Origin of the sequence: Colwellia sp. MB02u-9 (assembly GCF_014077085.1) — a bacterium.
Lineage (GTDB): Bacteria > Pseudomonadota > Gammaproteobacteria > Enterobacterales > Alteromonadaceae > Cognaticolwellia.
Map to the genome: position 1 here is coordinate 297,734 of NZ_JACGVF010000100.1, position 23,277 is coordinate 321,010.

A 23,277-nucleotide genomic window follows, 5' to 3' on the forward strand; every position below is an offset into this window, starting at 1 on the left:
TTAGAATAGCGCCCGCTTTACGATTTGGTTTTACGCAGGTACTGCTTTGTTATTAATGATCGACAATTATGACTCTTTTACTTTTAACCTAGTGCATTATTTTCAAGCACTGGGACAGGAAGTTAAAGTCTGTAGAAACGATGAAATCAGCTTAGCGGAAATTGCCGCATTAGCACCGCAATATATTGTTATTTCCCCTGGACCTTGTAACCCTGACGCGGCGGGTTTATCGCTAGCGATAATTGAGAGGTTTAAAGGCCAAATTGCCATATTAGGCGTATGCTTAGGACATCAATGCATTGCCCAGCACTTTGGCGCTAAAGTCGTTAAAGCGAGCAAAGTTATGCACGGTAAAACTAGTGTTATTAGCCATAATGAGCAAGGCTTATTTAGCACATTAAAACAGCCATTAACCGTTACACGCTATCACTCCTTAATTGTTGATAAACAATCTTTACCTGATGAACTAGAAATAACTGCTTGGATCACTGAAAATGGACAGCAAGACATCATGGCCTTGCAACATAAATATTTGGCTATTGCCAGTGTACAATTTCATCCTGAATCTGTGTTAACTGAACAGGGTCACCAATTACTGCAAAATTTTATTGATCAATATGCAAATAAAATAGATGATAATGCTGAGCCCAGTTAAGCTTTTAAGATCAAAATATAAACCTCGAAAAATCAATAGCTCCTAATGAAACAGCTTAATAGGCCGATAACCTAGTGAGCACAAAATATTATAAATTGATAACGAATACTGATAATGAAGTCCTGATGCAAATATTTGAAAATAATAAATTAGTTTACGCTATCTATAGTCGAGCACTGAGTCTGACGATTAGTAAAGACTTTGCCAACCTAAAAAGTGGCAAAATAAATATGACTAAGCAACAAGACAGTGAGCAGTTTCACCGTCGACGTGAGTTACTGGCGGTAGAAGAAGAAGCTAACAAAAAAAAAATCATTCAAGCACATGGCCAAGAACATTTTAAAACACAAGTAAAGACTCAGTTTTTTAAGCGGGTTAATGCCCAAGTTGATAAAGAGTTTGATAATAAAGAAAACCTCTACATGAATGTGTTAAAAATAGAAGATGCTGCACCTTCTATTATGGAAATATTGGCCGTAAAAGCCGCCAGTATTAATCGCATCACACCACTAGCGAAAACATTACCTTGGTTATGTAGTGAATTAATCAATTTGGTCAACAAGCCTCAGTACCGTAAACGCTCAGAAATACAAGTAACAGAGCCCCATTTGGCGTTAAGTTATGTTGGTTTAGACAACCTTAAATTGGTCATGCCCATGTTTATGCTCAAACATTGGTTACCCACCCAGACAACACCTTACCCTTTAATGAAAAGAAAACTATGGAACGATAGTTTATCGGTCGCGCTAGCGGCACAACTATTAGCCAAGGAGCAAGGCTTAGATGAATTCACCGCCTTCACCGCCGGCATGTTAAGTAACTTAGGCTTATTAGCGGTTACCCGTGGGGTTTTAAATACCTATAGTGAGCTTTATAATGCAGAGCTACGCAGCGCTTATGAAAGTAAAGATAAAAAACTCCATGATGCTTTAATGACACTCGACGTGGCACCCGAATTATTGCTTGAGCAGTTACTTCAACGCAGCAGTAAAGTGGCGGCAGATATGGTTGAACTCATGCGTTTTGATCGTTTACAAATTACTGAACCCTTATTCGATTTAGCCTACGCGGTTAATATCGATCACATGTGCCCAATTGCTAAGCTAGTCATCAAGGCCAAAGCTTATGTCACTTTTAGAAGCTTGGCAAAAGAAGATCTGATCAACACAGATGAAGCAAAAATACTGCTCACAGCGGGTAAACTAACAAAAAATGACATTGCCTTGCTCAAGAAAAGCGATATCAAGCATATAAAATTGACCTTCAATTAGCGCCTATTGACCTTTCAATGCAGTGTTTGTGTAAATTTACCCTGCCCTTCCAGTCACTAGCAACAGCTGAGCTCCTTACGCTTATTACGCTTACGTTCAAATAAATGGCGATAAAGTCAGCTAAAAGCTAAATTACGCTAATTTATTTTTGATTAATTATGAAACCTTGCCAGTAATTGCAGTTCACCCTAAGTGACATAAGGCGTTAGCCACAGCCATTGAATTAATGAATTCGACCATTTTCGTGAAAAAAAACAGCAAACATAGTTATGCAGTAATAATGAATAAAAACGGCTAAGCCTTTATTTTAAAAGGGCTTCAGCGCATTTTGACAAGACACTGTCTGTTTTTTCTGTCATAATTCGTGCCTATTTTAATTAGTCCTGCCGTTAATAATGCATACTAGTTAATTCATTTAGTTTTGCTAGCGTTGACGCCCAAAGCTAATAAACAACTATTGATTATACTATCCTAAATATAAGAGGAATTTACAATGTCTAACCACTTCCCAGTAAATCGTGAGTTATTTGATGATGTTATGGTACCTAACTATGCACCGTCTGCTGTTATCCCTGTTCGCGGTCTAGGTTCACGTGTTTGGGATCAACAAGATCGTGAGTTTATCGATTTTGCTGGTGGCATTGCCGTTAACTGTTTAGGACATTGTCATCCTGCATTAGTTGCCGCGTTAACCGAACAAGCTAATAAAATTTGGCATTTATCTAATGTGATGACTAACGAGCCGGCATTACGTTTAGCGAAAAAATTAACTGATAGCACCTTTGCAGATAAAGTTTACTTTGCTAACTCTGGCGCAGAAGCTAACGAAGCGGCTTTAAAATTAGCCCGTCGTTTTGCCCTTGAAAACTTTGGTGCAGAAAAATCACAAATTATTGCGTTTAAACAAGGCTTTCATGGTCGCACCTTCTTTACCGTTACGGTTGGTGGTCAAGCAGCTTACTCTGATGGTTTTGGCCCTAAACCTGGTGACATTGACCATGCTGAATATAACAACTTAGACAGTTTAAAAGCCCTTATGTCTGACAAAACTTGTGCCGTAGTCATGGAACCATTACAAGGTGAAGGCGGTGTTGTTTCACCAACAGATGAGTTTGCTAAAGGTGTTCGCGAACTTTGTAACCAACATAACGCTTTATTAATTTTTGATGAAGTTCAAACCGGTGTTGGCCGTTTAGGCGAGCTATATGCCTATATGGGCTTAGGTGTTACACCTGACATTTTAACCTCAGCTAAAGCACTAGGTGGTGGTTTCCCTATTGGCGCTATGCTCACAACAAATGACATTGCTCAACACCTTAAAGTAGGTACGCACGGCAGTACATACGGTGGTAATCCATTAGCCTGCGCTGTCGCCGAAGCAGCACTTGATACCGTTAATACGGTTGAAGTGCTAGACGGAGTTAAAGCCAAAGCAAAACTTTATGTCGCCGGTTTAAATGCGATTAATGCTAAATACCATATGTTTAGCGAAATTCGTGGTAAAGGCTTATTAATTGGTGCGGTATTAACTGAAGCATATAAAGGTCGAGCAAAAGAATTGTTAAATGCGGCACTGGAAGAAGGTCTAATGACCCTTATTGCCGGCGCTAACATTATGCGTTTCGCCCCTTCATTAGTTATACCTGATGAAGATATTGTAGAAGGTTTAGCGCGTTTTGAAAAAGCCGTGGCTAAATTAGCTAAATAAGTCATTCATTATTATAGCGTTCAAATACCTTAAGATACTTAGGTGTTTGAACGTCTCATTGAGAGTTTTCTATGATTATTATACGCCCTATTCAAAACAGTGATTATGATGCACTTCATCGCATTGCTGTGGAGTCAGGACACGGTTTTACATCACTACCGGTCAACGAAACACTGCTAAAAAATCGCATTTCTCACGCTGAAGTTTCTTTCAAAAGCTCGGTTACTGAGCCAGGTAAAGAAGGTTACCTCTTTGTTATGGAGGATACCGAAACAGGCGCTGTTGTTGGCACCAGTGGCATTGAAGCGGCGGTGGGTTTGGATGATGCATTTTATCATTACCATTTAGGTAAGGTTGTACACAGCTCTCGTGAGCTTAATATATATAATACCGTTGAAACATTGTCATTATGCAATGACTATACGGGTGCCTCTGAAATTTGTACTTTATTCTTGAGCGAAAGTCATCGCAAGAATAGTAACGGACGCTTCTTATCACGTGTTCGTTTTCTCTTTATGGCAGAGCACACAGAACGTTTCGCTGAAACCGTTATCGCAGAAATGCGCGGTGTTTCAGACGAAGACGGTTCATCACCTTTTTGGAAGTGGCTAGAAGAGCACTTCTTCTCGCTAGATTTCCCGACGGCAGATTACCTTACCGGTATAGGTAAAAAAGTATTTATTGCTGAGCTGATGCCGAAATACCCGATTTATGTCAACTTGTTGAGCCCAGAAGCACAACGGGTGATTAACAAGGTACATCCAAAAACAGTGCCAGCGTTAAGACTACTTGAAGCTGAAGGCTTCTCCCGTCGTGGTTATGTCGATATTTTTGATGGCGGCCCAACGGTTGAAACACAAACAGCCTTAGTTAAAACTGTCTGTCAAAGTCAACAATGCCAAGTATTGATTGGCGAAGTAGCAACCGACAATAATTATATTATTTGTAATCGCAAAGTAGCAGATTTTAGAGCAACACAAGCTTCCGTGTTATTACGTGAAACAGCGAATCAAGTCGTGGTATCGCAAGCGGTTGCTGATGCGCTAATGGTTAATGAAGGAGATTGGGTGCGCCTAATTTCAAATTAATCATCTAATTAATACACTCATGAGCGATACACGCACAGAGGAATCAACTATGTCACACAATATACAACTTATTAATGGTCACTGGACAGCAGGTTTAGGCCATGAAATTTTTTCAAAAAACCCAGCTAAAAATCAAATTATTTGGCAAGGAAATACCGCTTCTGTAGCACAAGTTGACGAAGCTGTTATGTCTGCGCGTGCAGCGTTCGACACTTGGTCTAATATGACCATTGACGCACGTATTGCTATTGCCGTGAAGTTTGCTGAATTATTGACTGAAAACAAAGAAGCGTTCGCCACCACTATTGCGCTTGAAACCGGCAAACCACTTTGGGAAACCCGCACAGAAGTGGGCGCTATGGTAGGTAAAATAGCGATTTCAGTACGCGCCAATGAAGAACGTACTGGCACGGTTGAAAACCCAATGCCAGGTGCAAAAGCCTTTATTCGTCATAAGCCTCATGGTGTTGTCGCCGTTTACGGTCCTTATAATTTTCCAGGTCACTTGCCCAACGGTCATATCGTTCCTGCACTTATTGCCGGTAATACCATCGTATTCAAACCAAGCGAATTAACGCCTATGGTTGCTGAAGAAACCTTAAAACTATGGTTACAAGCAGGTCTTCAGGCTGGCGTAATCAATATGGTTCAAGGTGAAGTTGAAACGGGTAAAGCACTCGCCAATCACCCACAAATTGATGGCTTATTTTTTACCGGTAGTTCGACTACAGGTCACTTTCTACATGAACAATTTGGTGGCCAACCTGGTAAAATTTTAGCGCTAGAAATGGGCGGTAATAACCCATTAGTTGTTAAAGATGTCAGTGATATCGATGCCGTAGTACACGACATTTTGCAATCAGCCTTCATTACTACAGGTCAACGTTGTACTTGTGCTCGTCGTTTATTTATTGAAGCGGGTGAACAAGGCGATGCTATTTTAGCTAAATTAGTGGCGAGTACAGCAGCCATTAAAATTGGTTATTTTGACGATGAAGAACAACCTTTTATCGGTTCGATGATTTCTGAAAAAGCTGCGCTAAGTTTAGTTGCCGCACAACAACAGCTGCTTGACCTTGGCGCAACATCTCTTGTGATGATGAAGCACCTTGAAGTAGGTACGGGTTTTATCTCACCCGGTATTGTTGATGTAACCAACATCTCAGGTATGCCAGATGATGAGCATTTTGGCCCATTATTAAAAGTGTATCGCTATACTGACTTTGATGCCGCGATCAATGAAGCTAACAATACGGCATTTGGTTTATCTGCTGGCTTATTGAGCGACAGCGAAGCATTATATACTCACTTCTTCCGCCGTATTCGTGCCGGTATCGTCAACTGGAACAAGCCAATCACTGGCGCCAGTAGTGCCGCACCTTTTGGTGGTATTGGCGCCAGCGGTAACCACAGAGCCAGCGCATTTTATGCTGCTGATTACTGTGCCTACCCAGTGGCTTCAGTTGAAGCTGAAAAAGTATCATTACCAGCGACATTAAGCCCTGGTTTATCAATTAAGTAATCTGCAAAATTTTAATTGAAATGAAACTGCACTGTCCATTAAAAAAAGCTGGGATCCGTCCCAGCTTTTTCAAAAATATCGATCAAATATAGCCACCTGTTCTGAGTGGTTACCTAGTGTGCTGTCCTAAAAATTATTTACCTACCGAGTTAAATGCTTAGTTAAAGACCAAGTTAAGAACTGAGTTAACTAGTTGTTTAAATAATTGTTTAACTACTGCTTAACTACTGGTTTAAATAATAAATAGCCTTACATACCATTCAGCCAACTTACGCTACTGACACTAATTTACTTTATGCATTTAGGATTTTCACATGACACACGTTAAAAATTTATTTAATAACATTTGGCAAAACTACTTAGAAGTCACACCTTCAGCTCATAAATTACACCAGCTGTTAAGTACCGGTGACGATTTAATCAACGACCATGTTGCTTACCGCACTTTTAATATTGCGAAAGTAAATATCACAAAAATTTCTACGCATTTGATTAACTTAGGTTACAAAGAATGTGGTGAATACCACTTTGTGGCAAAAAAACTATACGCAAAACACTTTGAGCACTCAGACACTAATTTACCAAAAGTATTTATCAGTGAGCTATTAGTAGAAGAGTTTTCGTTACCCGTACAAGCTATTATTGAGAAAATGGTTGCTGGCATTAATGAAGCGGATATTAACCTTGATAGCTTTTTATACTCAGGCACTCATTGGCAAGTTAGCCACCAAGAATATCTAGACTTGTTGGCCGAAAGTGAATACGCCGCATGGGTTGCTGCCTGGGGCTACCGCGCCAACCATTTCACCGTCAGCATTAACCACTTAGAAAACTATGACTCAATTGAAGCCGTAAATGCCGAAGTGAAAGCCAACGGTTTTACGCTCAATAGTGCCGGTGGAGAGATCAAAGGTGATGAAGCCGTTAAACTAGAGCAATCTTCAACCATGGCTGATCATGCCTTAGTTGAATTCTCAGATAAAACCCTTGCCATTCCAAGCTGTTTTTATGAATTTGCCAAACGCTACCCGATGAAAAACGGTGAACTTTACACAGGTTTTGTTGCTGCATCTGCCGATAAAATTTTTGAAAGCACTAATACTGCTTAAATAGCACGATTAAAACAGTTCACCAAAATCCATCATGGTTTTTGGTGAACTACAACTTTTTATCTTATCTTTTACCTTTCTTTAACTCCAACTCGACGCCAAATTGTAGTAACCTTTATATTCCATTTTTTGATGTAGATAACAAATTGACTGACTTAGAACTGGCCAACAGTGTCTTAAAAGATGTAAAAAATCAACAGCGTACTAACGCAGCTACAACAATCAAAGCATTATTAGCTAAGAATGCCGTTCTTAAAGATAATTGGGGTGCCATCACAAGGTTAGCCATATCGATAGGTGAGTATGAAAACGCCGTTAATTGCAGTAAGAAATATTTAGCAATTGCGCCCAACGAGCCCAAACGCATTATTCAATGTGCAGCAATTTTAGCAGAGTGCAGAGAAATAACTGCGGCAATTGAGCTTGTAACCCCACTGTTGAAAGAAAAAAACACACCCGACGTATTACACTTTTTAGGCACTACTCATAGTCAAATAGGTAATATCGAACTTGCTAAAAAATACTTAGTAGAAGTAGTTAAAGTTGCTCCAAAATCAGCCATATCTTGGCTCACACTTGCGGCGATCCACCCGTTTTCAGAAAATGATGAGCTTTATGCTCAAATCACTTTAATGCAAAAGCAGTTTGCCAATGATCAAAGTACACACAATGCACCATTTTGGTTTGCCTTAGGTAAAGCATCACTAGACGTAAAAGATGACCAACAGGCCTTCGCATATTTCTCACGTGGCTGTGGCTTAATGCATAATGACAAATCTTACCTTCCCAAACAACACAGTAATTTTATTGATGACATTATTACTCATCAAAATGCCGAATATTTAGCAAAGTTACCAAGCTTAGATGAACCTGACATCTGTCCGCCAGTATTTATTATTGGTTTGCCGCGCAGTGGTACAACATTACTTCAACAAATGCTCAGTGCCCATAGCACTATTGACCAAGGTGGAGAGTTAAAATACTTAAGTTATTCAACAGCAGAAATTGGTCAGTCTAAACTCAACAAATTGGCAGATAAAGAGTCCGCAGATAACTTAGCTGTCTTTCAAAAAATACACTCAGACTATCAACGCTTACGCGCCCAACAATTTAGCTTAGATAAACCTATTGTCGATAAAACATTAAGTCTTAATCACCATTTAGGCTTAATATCTAAAGTGTTCCCAAGCGCTGCTATTATTCGCATTACCAGAAACCCAGCAGATAATGCTTGGTCTTGTTTTCGTAATTTTTTCAATCAAGGAATTGGTTGGAGCTATAACTTAGAGAATATTGCTGAGTTCTTTCATCATGAAAACCGTCTTGCCAAGCATTGGCAGTCCTTGCTAGGTAATAGAGTATTAGAAATTAGTTATGAAGATCTTATTAACAAGCCTGAAGCGACATTAAAAAGATGCCTTCATCACATGGGCTTAGCCTATGAAGCAGAAATTTTATCCTTCTACAAAAACAATTCGTTAGTGCAAACAGCCAGTGTTGGGCAAGTTAGAAAACCGATTAATCAAGCTTCAATTAATACTCACCTTTCAGTGCAAGGAAACTTAACTGCGTTTAGCACACGCCTGCAAAAACTAGAAAGTGCTTAAATAAGGGCAAGAGTTATGGTGATTTAACTATAACTCTCGCTTTTAATTACTTTACTACAACTATTTAGACGCACGACTATTTTTTTGTTATGTCTTTGATGGATGCTCTATGCCCGCTTCGGTCTAATATTCTTAACATAGCAGCTGAATTTTTACCATGCTGCTGAACAAAGGCCAAAATATTCACACCATTACACTGCGCATTGTTAACGATAAATGGCTTGCTATAACCCAACGATTTAATATGGTTATGCATTGCAGCGTGATTGCCTGCTAGCGCAGTCATACATAATTGAGTGAAATTAGAATTATCAGCCGCAACCACTACATTTGCTTGGCTCATCGTAGATGAAGCCCCAACCAAAAATATCGCAAAAACTAGTTTTTTACAGTCATCTTCTGATCTCCTAAAAAAATAATAATTAAACACCGATGAAACCTTATTTATATATAGTGGCGTAGATTTTCAAAATAGTTGTAACAAGTTGGTAGGTAGATGTAAGAAAAAAGCAGCCATGCAGCTCAGCCGTATTAAGCACCATCATCCATTAACTAGCTTGTAATAGAATTTATTTTTGCTTAATAACCGGCGATTAAGCCAGAGACAAACGCTTACACTTGGAAACTCTAGACATAAAAAAACCTCGCTAGCGAGGTTTTTAAGTTCAGGGATTTGACAGATCCTTAATTAAAACTCAGCAGAGACGCTTATACGTACATAACGAGGTTGCTGGAAGTTATTCGGTAAACCATAAGTTGGATTTGCTTCACCACGGTAACCACCAAATGCACCATCATAAGAACTATAACGTTCATTAGTTTCATTTTGTTGCGTTACTTTATCGTTATTAGTCACATTAAAAATGTCAGCACGGAAAGTAATTTTACTGTCTTCAATGTAGTAATCGTAAGTCGCAGAGAGATCTAATGTCCAAGTGCTTGACGTTCTACCTTCAGAGCCACGAGTTACTAATTGTCCTTCTTTAACAAATGATTCTGCTTGATAAAGTGAGGCAAAAGCATCGGTAGGGTGAAAACCGAATGAGTTTAGTGGGCGACCCGTAGTGAAGTTCAAGTTTGCGCCTACAGATAAATCTTCTGTAATCGCATAGGCACCATTAATTTTAAGATTGTGACGACGATCATTCGGTAAGTTACCTGTTGCGCCATCAGTTAAGCCTGGTTGGTCAAAGTTAGTGGTTAAACCAGAATCATCTTGGTCGTTATCAGAACGAACAAAACCTTCATTGTTACCCCAACTATGAGACCAAGTATAAGTAACGTTTAATAACCATAAATCATCCCAGGCTCTATTTAGCGTTAAATCTACCGCTGCATATTGACGCTTAGCTTCTGGATAGCCTAACTGGTCAGCAGTAATGGTATAGTCTTTAAGCTCTAAAGGACCGTCGCCATCTGGATCAGTAGTAATAGTGACATCTTCTCCAGGATTAGTTAACACATAATAATGAAAACCAGAACATAATGTACAAGCACCATCTAAAGAGTCATCAAAACCCTTATCAATAGCAACATCTTCTAGCGAGCTACCAAGATCACGGTAAGTTGCTTTTACGCCAAAGCTCCATGAGTCATTAATAACTTGCTCATAACCTAACATGAATTCATCTTGATACATTGGATCTAAGTTAGCATTAACTGTTTCTTTAGTATCTTTTAATTGTCCATTGGCAAATGTAGAAATAGCACCACCACTTCCAGCCACAAAATTAGGCGTAAAGTCTGCATTGATACTTTCCACATCGAACTCTTGACGTGTGTATAATTCATCACCGGCTAAACGCACATTAGTGTTAGTAGCTACTGGTAAGAAATAACGGCCGTAGTTAGCATACACTTTACTTTCGCCATCGCCATTTATATCCCAGCTTAAGCCTAGACGTGGTGCCCATTGGTTTGCAACATCTACGAATTTATCACCGGCTTTGTTATAGTTTTCAAATGATTCATTACGTAAACCAATACGGGCTGTTAAATCGTCAGTAACTTGCCAATTATCTTCTATGTAAAATGCAGCACTTTTCGTTTCAAAGTCACCTTGGTTTACATAGAATTCTTGTCGAACAGTAGCACAATCAAGTACGTCATTTGCTAATTCAGCTGTATCACAACCATCGTATCTGTATGCTACACCGCCAGCACGTTGAGTATCTTCAGTCGCTTCCATTTCTTCATAATCGATACCAAATCTTAACTTGTGATCGTCATGAACATACCAATCGACATCAAAACGATACGCGGTACGTTTGTCATTTTGTATTGATGGAGTAAATAAACCAAAGCCACCAAATTCTTTAGTACTACGACGTTCATAAATTGCTGGTTTGTCACCTAATGGGTTTTCACCCGCATTAAGATTACTATAACTAGCTTCGTTAATTGAATATTGCGCACTTATTTGCAGGTCATCAGTCAATATACCCGTATATTTAAGACCCCAAGTTTTTCCACCACGCTCTTGGATAAAATCACCTAGGTTTCTTGATTTAGTCTTTGTATCGTGACTATATTGACGCTTATTAGTGTCAAGATCCGAACCGTTGTCCCAACCTGTAAATTCTAAAATGTGCTCGTCTGTTATATACCAGTCAATTTTAGCGGCAAATAACGTATCGCTTGCTTCACGCTCATAAAAGTTTGAAAAAGTAGCATAATCACGATCGCGTTTTTCTTGGTTAACTAAACCAAAAAAGAATAATTCATCTTGAATTAATGCACCACTTGCCCATAAATTGTAATTAGTAGTGCCAGTTTTATCTTCACTATTAACTTCATAATACTCACTGCCAGCTTCTTCAATATTATCAGCATCGGTACGCTTAACATCAGGTGAGCTTGCGCGCATTGAACTAGGTTCCCAAAATGCACTTGCACCAAATTTAAATTCGTTTGAACCACTTCTAGTTGTTGCATTGACAACACCACCAGTTGAACGACCAAACTCGGCAGAGTAACCACCTGTTTTAACTTCAAAAGTTTTATACATTTCAAATGGTAATTCTGAACCACCAAGACCGTTACGGAAGTTAGTGGTGTTTATACCGTTAATGTAATAAGTGTTTTCACCAACTGATGAACCACCAAAAGAGGCGTTTTTACCGAAGTCTGAATCACCAGAAACTGTACCTGGTGCTAATAACGCAACAGAAGTTACGTCACGAGCTACTGGTACTTTGGCTAAATATTCTAAATCGACAACTAATTGCGACTCACTTGATGATACATCAATAGCTGATATATTAGCTCCTGTAACACTGATACGCTCAACATTACCAGATTCTAAAGTTAAATCTGCGCTTGTACGACCTACAGAGCTAACTTTGAGTTTATCTTGCTTTACCATCAAGAAGCCGTTTTTTTTAGCTTCTAATGAATAATTACCCGAAGGTAATAATGGGAACTTATAGTTACCTTTGCTGTCAGTTGTTATTGTACGGGTTAAACCCGTATCGATATTAACGATAGTAACCGATACACCTGAAATTGCATTACCTGAATCACTTAAAGATTTACCTACAAGTAATCCGTCATTTGCCATTGCTGGCATTGCTAAACCTAACGATACTGAAACAGCGACTGCTGTTACCGAACGTTTAAATGTTTTAGAAAAATTATTTCTCATGATTGTGTTTCTCTCCAAGATTTATATTATTTTTATATTGTTGCAACATTGTTTTTGTATTGCTCTTATGCTTTTGCAAATATTTCATATGTTACAATATGTGTAAAATATGTAACATTTTTTACATCTTTACTTGAATTGAAGACAGATACAACCCTTTTATTTGTATATTGTATGCAGTGCACAAATAAAAAGCATAGTAAAAACAAATTATTACTATAAAATCGATAACGATCACTACATTTTTGCAATATCATTCAAAAAGACAAGTATGCCAAAATATTTTTTCTGTTTTATATGTATAATTTTGTGTCGAAAGATATGATAAGTTTCTCAAACCACATTTACTGATATACCTGAGCACTTCGATAGATAAATAAACCGGTTATAGTCGCCAAACCTAGCTGAAAATTTAACTGATCGCTTGATTATCAGCTTAATTTACGAGTAGAGTAGGGTTACAATAAAGTGAGATATATATAAAATGGTGACCAATACTGAAGGTTATATTCATGTAATTGAATATTTAACCGCTAATTTAAGCTTATTTGAAAATAGCACCCATAACGTACAGGCCAAAAGCTCGGTGTTAGAGGTAATAGAACAAGAAATGAGTGAACAAATTATTACCTTATGTAATCAAAACGAGACCTTAGCCTTCAATCAACGAAATACTATTATTCGAGAAGCCGATGCCATTGTTTATGACTTACAAGAAATATTGTCCGGTGTAGTTAACAACTCTGTGACAAACGAGCAGTTAGCATTTATTAAAGAATTTACGATGTTAATTAAAAATTTATTTGATACTGAAATTCATAGTTAGCTTATACCTTTACCGTGCGGTTGAGCTTTATGAAAAATAGCCATATTACCGTAGCAATTTTTCAGCTATGGGGCTCAGTAATTAGGCATTATTAACCTGTTAATCACTTATACCCTATAATCACAAGTAGACCTATGTTAGCTGAATTACCCCAAAACCATTTATGTAGCGTAACCCTCTTGGGTAACTTGGTAAATAAACCTGAGATTCGTTATCAAGCCAATCCGGTTATTGCTTTTGCTGAATTTACCTTGGCGACGCACAGTCGTTGGTTTGATAAAACCAGTAATAAATTTAAAGAATGGACTAGCTATCATACGGTAAAAGTTATCGGTGAAATTGTTGAACGTGCGCTTATTCACGCTGATAAAGGTGACATTATATTAGTGCAAGGCTACTTAATTAATAGTAAAAAAAATAACCGTGAAATTATCCACGCGAGTTATGCACAAACTTTCCCTAAAGGTTACGCACAATCTATCAATCAAATTCATTGCAGTGGCAATATTATTTCTGATATTAACGTCCTGACCACAGAGCACAATAAAACCTTAACCGAAATCATTGTGGAATCGAAACAACATATATTTTCCACTGTTACTCAACAAAGCCATGTAGTGACAATACAACGCCCAGTGTATGTTTGGGGTAAACAGGCACTTTATCTTGCTGAACATGGCAAAAGAAATGATCAAATAATAGTTGACGGAAAATTAAGCTATCTGAATAATAAGGACAAAAATCAATTTATCGATGCACAGCAAGCGATTTTACTTGCTAAGCACTAAACGCATGGACTGCTTATTAGTAATTTATATGGAATTCAATACTTTATGGACAAAAATAACGGGTTTAAACATTTTAAGCTGTATTTTATTTGCACCTTGGTCGCCGTTTTCAGTCAAGTGGTACACGCCATAGCGCCAATCGCCAATGATTTGGAATTATCGGCGATCGCTAACTTGAGTAAAGTGGCATTAAAAAATGACCAATGGCTTAGTGTATTACCTGTTATAGGGGATAAAAATCAATATTTTATAGCCACTAAAGCGGGGAAAATTTATCAATTAAATAATAACGAAATAGCTCAATCCGCTTTTTTTGATTTAAAATTAGCCTTAGAAAATCCCAGCATTATCGCACTAACTGCGATTACCTTAGATCCAAATTTCTCCTATCGTGACCGTGATGGCTACCACACTTTTTACACTGCCCATACCGAAGCCAGCCAAAAGACCAGGTCAAAGTTAAGCCCCAAAAACACAAACATTAACGTCCCTTTCGACGCGGTTATCATGCGCTGGCAAATATCGAGTGTACGAAACACTATGCCTAAACTGACTCAACAACATGAAATTATGCGTATTGCCATTGCTGGGCAGCAAGAAAATATTCAGCAATTAAGTTTTAACCCTTATCTTGCCCCTTGGCACAATGATTTTGGTTTACTTTTTATTGCCCTGACGCGCAGTGATACTTTGAAAAATGAAGCGCTTTACGATGGCGCAATACTGCGTATCAAACCAGGAACACAGGGGTTAAATAGCTATACCATTCCTGCCGATAACCCTTTTACAAACATCGCTGATATTCACAATGAAATTGTTTTTATCGCGGGACAAAAAACTGAACATTTTGACTGGATAAAAAATAGTGCGCCTAGCTTACTGGTACAATTTAACCAACCCGATGCTAATGTGCTCATCACAGCGAACATTGGTGATGACTGGCGAAAAGCTATCCCACAAGCACAGATAAAAAAACACTTACCCGCAGTAAGTACTCAACGTAAAACCTTACTTTATCATGGAAGAGAACAAGAAAATTTCCGGGGTAAGGCCTTGCACTTAAGCGAAATAGAAAACAATTGGCAATTGCAAACCATAGTATTACCTTCAATTTTGAGTAGCGACGATAAAAGTCAAGATATCAACCATAAACTCATCAAACCAAATGCAAACGAAACAGCTAAATTTAGTTTACATCAAAGCCACAATGGCGAGCTGTTGTTGCTTGAACATAACCAACAGCGCTTATACACCATTAAAGTGCCTGAAATCGTCAGCAGTAAAACAGCTATCACGGATAATGCATTAAGCACTTCGAATAACAATAGTGCGTTTGCTTTGATGTTTTTATTGAGCTTTATTGTCGCTGGCTATTTTTGGTATTCTAAAAAAAATACCGTTAAAAAACAAAGTGCTTTGCATGAACAATGGGCCAAATTTGAGCTTGATAAGACAAAAAAATCACTATCTCTGTATAAACGCCACGCCAAAACGGCTGAACTAAGCCTTAACCTATCAACAATAACTCGCAGTGAAGTATTATTGAACGATGAGGTTATTTCAACCATCAGTGCTAATTCAACACCCACCTTCTCAAATGATCTGGAAGATCAAGTACTGACTGCTTTTGCGAAAGAGCATAGATTTAAAATGGTTAATGAAAAACAGAGAAGCATTCAATTATGCTTAACCGATGATCAGCAAAACAGTTATCTAATTTACCTGTATTTTCGGGTTGATGATACGCGTCATACCAAACTTAAATATAATAAAGTTATCGACAATGTTATCGACTGGCAATGGCTATTTGCTCAACATATCAACCCAGATAAAACCCCTAAACGAACTATTAAAGTTAAGGTTCCCCGTAAAAAGCCCGCTAATAGTGTGGCAACACAGTCAACTTCTGCACAAAAGTTACGCGCCGAAATATTAGAAGATGATTCAACACCAGCAAAGCACAGTCTGGATATTTCGCTCGATAGCTCAGCTGAAGATAACCTTATAATGAATACAAACGCGCAAAATAGCGAAGCAGAGGCAAGCAATATTGACACTAAGCTAGTGTTTGCTTTAGACAAACTAGTGATGATGAAAAAACAAGGCTATTTAAATGAGCGTGAGTTTACTATCGCCAAAACAAAAATTTTAAAAAATTTAACCAACAACTAATACCGAATACTTAATACTTAATACTTAATACAATACCAGTGATTTCAACCATAGGTTAACTCGTTAACAGCGCTTGTATTTACTAAGAAAGCAGCGCAAAATGCGGCCAATTTTTCGTATTGGCTTGCTTTATGCCAACCTTGTCGCAACAATTTTTCCTGTTAGTATTCATACTTTTTGAAAATGAGTGCCTGCGACTACGGCAGTATTATCATCAGTCGCGTGACTAATGTTTATCATGGCGCTAGCTTTCGTGTTGATATCGAGCAATAACCGCTACTTATTGGTAAAAATAAAACACAAAGTTGCCGCCGCTGATCTTAAGGGCAAACTTTTACCACCATGGGTTTAATATTTAACTAAGGCAAGGCAATCAATTGTTTAAAACAAAGTCAGCATTAAGGTTAAGCCTGTTCGCCAGCATAATATCGTTACTTTTGGCGCTTACCTTAGCGATGCTATTACTCGGTGACTATGGCATGAGTATGCAAAATTATTTGCATACTTTCATTCCATCCACCTTATTCGGTGGTTTAATATTTACCTTGCTTTTTACCCCCGCAATGGCGCTTGGCTTGCCTCGCCAAGTTGCGGCGTTGAGTGCCGGCTATTTATTCAGTGCTGGCTATGGCATGGTCTTAGCAACACTAGCGGCCGTTTTGGGCTGCTTGATAACACTGATACTGGCGCGCAAATTATTTGCTAAAAAAGTGCAAGATTATTACCCTGGGCAACTAGCGAAAGTTAGCCATTTCTTTAGTCAAAACACTTTTTTAAAAGCCCTGACTATCCGCCTTTTACCGGCTGGGTCAAACTTTCTCACTAACGTTCTGGCAGGTACCGCAGGTTCGCCAATAAAGCCTTATGTCTTAGGCTCAGCACTCGGCTTTATGCCGCAAATGACTATATTTGCATTAATGGGCGCTGGCTTACAAGTCAATGGACAACAGCAACTGATAATCAGCATTGTCTTACTGGTCATTGCCCTACTACTGAGTAGCTACTTGTATCGAAAAACTCGACACAAGTTAACTTTGAGTTAGTTAATTTGGTAAATTAAGTGGGTAGATTGAGTGGGTAGATTCGGCTAAAGCCTGAAAATTGCCACAAGTGATTCAATATTTAGTAACTTATGAGCGTTTTTATTAAGTGTTCCACCGCTGATTTGATGATGAAAAATGTAACTATACTCAGTTAAGCCGAGTACTTTTCCATTATTTGTATGCCGCTCAGTTTATTTTAGCTTACCTGACTGGCACTTTAGTTTTACTTAGACTTTGATTTCAGCTCAGCAGCAGGGAACATTGTTTAGGGTTATTGCATTATTATACTGAGCATAATACACTGACATTGTACTGTTGAATTTACCGTCTCCCCTTTTAATTCAAGGCTATCAAGGCCATTCCTAAAACAGTAAAAACAAGGAAAAGTATTTGTCGATACTTTTTGGTAGTAGTAACACAATATTGATTTTCATAGCGCATACGCAATTGTCAGCGCTAATCATCCGATGAGATACACTTGCATAGCGTGTTACAGATACTCAGTACCCGTATTAACTTTACCAAGGTTTGTTATCCGTTTGTCGACTGGCTAAGTTCAAAGCCAACAATAGCATAACAAGATTGGAGCGATAGTTAGCTAGGCTACTAGGCAAATCCAACGTTTAATGAGCAACGAAAGTGACAATGTCACTTTTATACACACTACTATCTATACAACTCATAATTATAAGAAACCAACTTTATGACGTATACCAAGCAATACCTGTTTATTCTACTACTTTTTGTTGTGTCTAGCGCACAAGCAGAACTGCCGCCCCAATTACCCTCCCCTCTAGATAACTTGACGATTTACTCTAGCGCGGCCATCACCATGGGTGCGAGTTCAATCGTTGGTGGTAATATTCAAGTAGAGGCCGCTGCCACGATAGGTGCAAGCTCAACCGTCAGTGGCCACCTTATCGCCGGAGCCGCTGTCACACTTGACGCCACTGTAAAAATTGGTGGCTTTGTTGAGGCCCGTGATGCGGGTACGATTGGTGCAGACTCAACGGTTGCGGGCCACTTTACCACCGGAGACGCAGCAACACTTGGCGCCACGACCATAGATGGCAATATTATTGTTGGTGGCGACCTTACGGCTGGCGCCGCGATACTTGTCGGTACCAAGGCAGTGATCGGGGGTAATGTTAGGTCCGGAGCTTCCTCATCCACAGACTTTGGCGCAAATTCAATAGTTAACGGCGATGCGACAGCCGGAACCGCCCTAACACTTGGGGCCGATGTCGTTATTGAAGGCAATGCTCAGGCTGGGAGCGGCGCTGTAGCGCTTGGTGTAAATTCAGCAGTAGCAGGTAATGCTAGAGCCGGAACTAGTGTTACGCTAGCCGCAGATGCAACTGTTGGGGGGACAATTACAGAAAACAGTAGTGAGACATTTTCTAATGCCCCCAAAGAGCCGATAGATGATCAGAGTCCGGAACTTGCGGCTATACAAGCAGATCTAGCCGCTATGCAAGCTCCGGCAGCAAATCAACTCACTACGTCGATGACCGTAAGTACAACACTTAAAAAAGGTGTTTATCATACAACAGCACTAACCACCACTGCTGGCATTACCATTACCTTGGATGGCGAAGGTGTAGATGGCCATTGGCTTATCAATAGCGACTCCTTCGTTGCCTTTGGTGCCAGTACGGTAATTGAATTAGTCGATGTAACCCCCAACAGCACCATCACTTGGAATGCAGGAGGCTACATATCTGCAGGCGCAAGTGTCAATCTAGTCGGGTCTTTTTTTGCCGGCTCTTACATCCTCACTGGTGCAAGTACTACGCTAGAAGGCGTCAGTGATAGTTGCGGTGGTTTTTTCACCACCACTGGCGCTGTTACCTTAGGTGCCAGTAACTTAATTGGCACCGTTGGTTGTAAACCTACACCACTACTAGAATACCGCTTCGAGGAAGCTACTTGGAATGGTAGTCCCGGTGAGATTTTCGACCACACCGGTAATAACTACAATGCTCAGGTTAACAATAATTCTACACCTCAAATCGCTTCGCCAGCCCTCACAGGTAATCCTGGCACTTGTGGTTATGCTAGTCAAAATGATGGGTCTATTCAGGCAACAGGCTTGCCATTAAATACCACCACTAATGGCATAAAAACCACAGTAACCTTCTGGATGAATTGGAATGGCGAAGATAGTGTCATGCCTATTGGTTGGCAGGTTTACGATATCTGGATGGTCGCTGGCTCAATAGGATTTAACACTGGAAATAATGATATTTATGGTATTTCGAGCGATGGGTTAGCCAATGGCTGGCATCATGTCGCTGTCGAGTTCACCAACGGTAATGTCACTCGTAACCGCATGCACATCGACGGTATAGAACAAGAGCTAACTCAACTTTATGGCTCACCAAACAATAGTCGAGCTTATGTTGCTAGCGAACTACGCATTGGCGGTTGGTCATATAGTGCTGATTATAATTTTCACGGTCTAATCGACGAGGTACGCGTCTACCAAAGTGCTTTAACCACGGGCCAAGTAGAAACTATTATGGCTGAACGGCATCCTTGCTTAACCACAACACCTTTGGCCGTATATCGTTTCGATGAGCCCACTTGGGCAGGCAATGCCGAAGAAATTATTGATGAAACCGGTAATTTTAATACACAAGCGATTAATGGCGCTTTCACTAAATCAGTAAATCCTTCAATTGAGGGTAACCCAGGAACCTGTGGTTATGGCAGCTTTGATGGTGACAATGATTACATAGCGCTACCTAATAGTTTTGAAAACTTAACCGGCAGCTTCACCATAACAGCTTGGATCAACCCAAGTAATCTTGATCCCGGTTCGAGAATATTTCTTGATGATGAAAATGACACCCAAGGCTTTGGCTTTAGTTTAGGTGATCTAGGTAACGGCCAGCTAAGATTTTATTCTCGCGCTATTAACCCTGTTAGTGTTGATACCACGACCTCTATTACGCCAAATACATGGACTTTTGTTGCGGCCGTACACAACAGTGTCACCAAAACTAGGCAGATTTATATTAATGGTGTTGCACAAACCCTTACAGGAGGCAGCACTAGCGATACCTACACGGGCACTTGGGGAGAGGATAATGGCCCAACAACTATTGGCGGAGAAACAGATTTAGGTGAGATCAACAATCGATTTACCGGCGATATCGATGAAGTAAAGGTCTATAGCGGTGCTTTGACTGAAAACCAAATTTCAGCTGTTTATACTGAAACTCATGCTTGTATCCCTGCTATTCACCATTATGAAATTGCTCATGATGGCCAAGGCTTAACCTGTGACGAGGAGACTGTGTTAATTAAAGCCTGTAGCAATGAAAACTGTTCCAATTTGAGTACTGAATCAGTAACACTTGATTTTCTGGCTAACGCTGCTGTTATTAGTTCTCCAAGCTTTGTCGGTAGTACTGACGTAGTTTTTAATCATAGCCTTGCTGAGACCCTGACTTTTTCGCTCGCCAATGCCACCATTACAGCGGCCAACCCTCTTGTATGTGACGATAGCAATGGCACTAGTTGTGAGATGATATTTAGCGATGCGGGTTTCAGATTTCTCTATGGTGACAGCAATAGCACAACCTTGCCCAATCAAACTGCAGGTTCAGTATTTAGCGAAACTTTAAAGCTGCAAGCAGTGCAAAACAGTAATGGTGTATGTACGGGTTTATTTACCGGTAATACCAATGTCGATTTATCGCAGGAAAACCTTGCACCTAATGGCACTAGTGGTCTCAGTTTTAGTATTGATGGTAAGGATATTGCAAAACACTCAGGCGTCACCCGTACCGAATTAAGCTTTGGCGCCGACAGTATTGCAATAATACCGACACCCTTATATCACGATGCGGGACAAATTCGTCTGCATGCCAATTATGACCTAGACGGCGTAACATTATTCGGCAGTAGCAATCCGTTCTGGGTCAGCCCAGCCGAGCTTGTGGTCAGTGCTACATCAGGAATAAGCGACTTAGATGGCGCTACGGCAACCGCCAGCCCAACGCATGCTGCAGGCGAGAGTTTTACGCTAACCGTAAGTGCATTCAATAGCCTTGGCGTCATCACACCAAACTATTCACCTGCACTTAACGCAATACAGCTTAAGCTTGAGCGCACAGGTCCTACCTTAAATGATAGTGTCGACGGTGACTTAACTTATGCCGCAGCGAGCTCGCTAGCAACTAACATTAGTCCTGTATTCAAAAGTGTGACGCTCAATAACTTTTCTTCAGGGCAGTCGGTTTATACTGACGCGCAATATTCAGAAGTGGGCTTACTAAATCTAGACCTTCAAGACAGTAATTATGGTAATGCCGGTATTGTGATTGATGCTACTGATATCAATATTGGTCGCTTTATTCCTGATCATTTCACACAAACCGTAGCAGAACATGGCGCTTTTATGGCGGTTTGTGATACAGCAACCACCTTCGCTTATAGTGGCCAATACCAGATTGATGCCGCTAACGATAGTGTGGGGACAATTTCATACGCCATCAAGCCGATATTTGCCATTACCGCCCGAAATAAACAAGGTGCTATTACCCAAAATTATTATGAAGACAATCAAGGTAGCGCGAATGACTATATGAAGCTCAGCAAGGCGAATGTAAGTATTACTGCGCCCACATTAGACGAAGGTAACAAACTGCCCTTAACAGCCTATATGACTGCGGGTATCTTGAGTCAAAATGATTTAACCGCACAGCCTACCGTTGCATTACCCAAAGGGGTGTTACACTACCAATTGTCAGAGAGTGATAACTTTTTTTATAACCGCTCTGCGAACACACGAGTGGCGCCATTTAACTCAGATATTAACTTTTCTACTGCGACTATCATAGACACAGATACCGTCAACGTGACAAGCACAGTTGATGCCTCACCAAGCGGTGTTGAAATTCGATTTGGCCGCTTAGTGTTACAAAACAGCTTTGGACCTGAAACGTCAGACTTGCCACAACCGATGCAAATTGAACATTTTACTGACAATGGTTTTATTGTCAGCTCAGATAATAATTGCGTCAGTTATGATACCAACAAGATTACACTGAGCAATATTAGTTTAGACCCTGCATTAACCGGTGTACTGCCAGACCCAGAATTGGCGGCAGCAAAGGGGTATTTCATTGCGGGTAAAACACGGACAATTAAATTGGCCGCACCTGGTGCTCCACATCAAGGACAAATCCGTGTGTCGTATGATGCTTTAGATTGGTTGAAATATGATTGGAACCTTAATGGTGAATATGAAGATGACCCTTCAGCGGTTGCCTCGTTTGGCCAGTTTCGAGGTAATGACAGAATCATCTCTTGGAAGGAAGTGTTTAATCAGTGATAGTCAGTAACCTTGAAATAATGACACTAAGGACTATTTCAAGGTTTTCTATCAAGGAGAGTACTAGTTATTAAGTCTACTGCTTAGAGGGTTGTTTTGTAGGTCGAACTTCAGTCCGTCAACCGTTTAGCGCACTAATTAATATCATGGGCCAACAAGTATCTACAGCGACTATTATTGGGTTTGTCAGCCTTAATGCCAAACACGGTTAAATTTCATTTAACTTGATGGACTAAAGTCCAACCTACATGGGGCAACTGTTAAATGGGAAATTAATCTGATGGATTAACCATTTTTGTCGGTCGGACTTCAGTCCGTCAACCGTTTAGCGGGCTAATTAATGTTATGGGCGAAAAAAACATCTGCAGCAGCCATTATTGGGTATATCAGCCTTAATGCCAAACACAGTTAAATTTCATTTAACTTGATGGACTAAAGTCCAACCTACATGGGCAACTGTTATATGGGAAATTAATCTGATGGATTAACCATTTTTTGTAG

At 39.8% G+C, this 23,277-nt stretch carries 14 protein-coding genes; 12 read left to right on the forward strand and 2 right to left on the reverse strand.

The features are described from left to right. The first annotated feature begins 46 nt into the window (after nucleotides 1-46). The 7 genes from H4J65_RS17475 to H4J65_RS17505 all read left to right on the forward strand — a co-directional run bounded on the left by H4J65_RS17475 (nucleotide 47) and on the right by H4J65_RS17505 (nucleotide 8,960). Entirely contained in the window at nucleotides 47-655 is a 609-nt protein-coding gene (locus tag H4J65_RS17475) for an aminodeoxychorismate/anthranilate synthase component II (protein ID WP_182184322.1), read from the forward strand. 125 nt (nucleotides 656-780) lie between these two features. Continuing rightward, a complete protein-coding gene (locus tag H4J65_RS17480; RefSeq protein ID WP_182198954.1) occupies nucleotides 781-1,926 on the forward strand; it encodes an HDOD domain-containing protein in 1,146 nt (381 codons plus the stop codon). Nucleotides 1,927-2,419: 493 nt separating this feature from the next. Further along, complete coding sequence (locus H4J65_RS17485) at nucleotides 2,420-3,634, forward strand: aspartate aminotransferase family protein (protein WP_182135956.1); 1,215 nt, start codon at nucleotides 2,420-2,422, stop codon at nucleotides 3,632-3,634. Nucleotides 3,635-3,705: 71 nt separating this feature from the next. Beyond that, the gene (gene astA / locus H4J65_RS17490; RefSeq protein ID WP_182198955.1) at nucleotides 3,706-4,722 is read left to right on the forward strand and encodes an arginine N-succinyltransferase; all 1,017 of its coding nucleotides are present in this window, start codon (nucleotides 3,706-3,708) and stop codon (nucleotides 4,720-4,722) included. A 49-nt stretch (nucleotides 4,723-4,771) separates the two neighbouring features. Continuing rightward, nucleotides 4,772-6,244, forward strand: a complete 1,473-nt coding sequence (astD, locus tag H4J65_RS17495; RefSeq protein WP_182198956.1) for a succinylglutamate-semialdehyde dehydrogenase — start codon at nucleotides 4,772-4,774, stop codon at nucleotides 6,242-6,244. Between the two features lie 314 nt (nucleotides 6,245-6,558). Beyond that, a complete protein-coding gene (locus H4J65_RS17500; protein WP_182198957.1) occupies nucleotides 6,559-7,353 on the forward strand; it encodes a DUF1338 domain-containing protein in 795 nt (264 codons plus the stop codon). Nucleotides 7,354-7,499: 146 nt separating this feature from the next. Then, nucleotides 7,500-8,960, forward strand: a complete 1,461-nt coding sequence (locus H4J65_RS17505) for a sulfotransferase (RefSeq protein WP_182198958.1) — start codon at nucleotides 7,500-7,502, stop codon at nucleotides 8,958-8,960. Between the two features lie 76 nt (nucleotides 8,961-9,036). Here the strand turns inward: H4J65_RS17505 and H4J65_RS18230 are convergent, their stop codons facing one another. Next, nucleotides 9,037-9,390, reverse strand: coding sequence for a DUF3718 domain-containing protein (locus tag H4J65_RS18230; protein ID WP_182198959.1), 354 nt, complete (start codon nucleotides 9,388-9,390; stop codon nucleotides 9,037-9,039). A gap of 258 nt (nucleotides 9,391-9,648) precedes the next feature. Then, on the reverse strand, nucleotides 9,649-12,603 hold the full coding sequence (locus tag H4J65_RS17515) for a TonB-dependent receptor (RefSeq protein WP_182198960.1): 2,955 nt from the start codon (nucleotides 12,601-12,603) through the stop codon (nucleotides 9,649-9,651). Between the two features lie 484 nt (nucleotides 12,604-13,087). On the opposite strand from H4J65_RS17515, the gene H4J65_RS17520 reads away from it, so the two are divergent. The 5 genes from H4J65_RS17520 to H4J65_RS17540 all read left to right on the forward strand — a co-directional run bounded on the left by H4J65_RS17520 (nucleotide 13,088) and on the right by H4J65_RS17540 (nucleotide 22,776). Then, nucleotides 13,088-13,429, forward strand: coding sequence for a DUF3802 family protein (locus H4J65_RS17520; protein WP_182184326.1), 342 nt, complete (start codon nucleotides 13,088-13,090; stop codon nucleotides 13,427-13,429). 134 nt (nucleotides 13,430-13,563) lie between these two features. Beyond that, nucleotides 13,564-14,217 (forward strand): single-stranded DNA-binding protein, encoded by a 654-nt coding sequence (locus H4J65_RS17525; protein ID WP_182198961.1) that lies wholly within the window; start codon nucleotides 13,564-13,566, stop codon nucleotides 14,215-14,217. A gap of 45 nt (nucleotides 14,218-14,262) precedes the next feature. Further along, complete coding sequence (locus tag H4J65_RS17530; protein ID WP_182198962.1) at nucleotides 14,263-16,389, forward strand: hypothetical protein; 2,127 nt, start codon at nucleotides 14,263-14,265, stop codon at nucleotides 16,387-16,389. A gap of 377 nt (nucleotides 16,390-16,766) precedes the next feature. Continuing rightward, nucleotides 16,767-17,432: a TVP38/TMEM64 family protein gene (locus tag H4J65_RS17535; protein ID WP_182198963.1), complete on the forward strand. Its 666-nt coding sequence runs from the start codon at nucleotides 16,767-16,769 to the stop codon at nucleotides 17,430-17,432. A gap of 703 nt (nucleotides 17,433-18,135) precedes the next feature. After that, nucleotides 18,136-22,776 (forward strand): DUF6701 domain-containing protein, encoded by a 4,641-nt coding sequence (locus H4J65_RS17540; RefSeq protein ID WP_220465185.1) that lies wholly within the window; start codon nucleotides 18,136-18,138, stop codon nucleotides 22,774-22,776. The last annotated feature ends 501 nt before the right edge of the window (nucleotides 22,777-23,277 follow it).

What these genes read in the sequence shown, in the direction of transcription:
- H4J65_RS17480 (WP_182198954.1), top strand. Translation starts at nt 781, where the DNA reads ATGCAAATATTTGAAAATAATAAATTAGTTTACGCTATCTATAGTCGA.
- H4J65_RS17485 (WP_182135956.1), top strand. Translation starts at nt 2,420, where the DNA reads ATGTCTAACCACTTCCCAGTAAATCGTGAGTTATTTGATGATGTTATG.
- astA (WP_182198955.1), top strand. Translation starts at nt 3,706, where the DNA reads ATGATTATTATACGCCCTATTCAAAACAGTGATTATGATGCACTTCAT.
- astD (WP_182198956.1), top strand. Translation starts at nt 4,772, where the DNA reads ATGTCACACAATATACAACTTATTAATGGTCACTGGACAGCAGGTTTA.
- H4J65_RS17500 (WP_182198957.1), top strand. Translation starts at nt 6,559, where the DNA reads ATGACACACGTTAAAAATTTATTTAATAACATTTGGCAAAACTACTTA.
- H4J65_RS17515 (WP_182198960.1), bottom strand. Translation starts at nt 12,603, where the DNA reads ATGAGAAATAATTTTTCTAAAACATTTAAACGTTCGGTAACAGCAGTC.
- H4J65_RS17520 (WP_182184326.1), top strand. Translation starts at nt 13,088, where the DNA reads ATGGTGACCAATACTGAAGGTTATATTCATGTAATTGAATATTTAACC.
- H4J65_RS17525 (WP_182198961.1), top strand. Translation starts at nt 13,564, where the DNA reads ATGTTAGCTGAATTACCCCAAAACCATTTATGTAGCGTAACCCTCTTG.
- H4J65_RS17530 (WP_182198962.1), top strand. Translation starts at nt 14,263, where the DNA reads ATGGACAAAAATAACGGGTTTAAACATTTTAAGCTGTATTTTATTTGC.
- H4J65_RS17540 (WP_220465185.1), top strand. Translation starts at nt 18,136, where the DNA reads ATGACGTATACCAAGCAATACCTGTTTATTCTACTACTTTTTGTTGTG.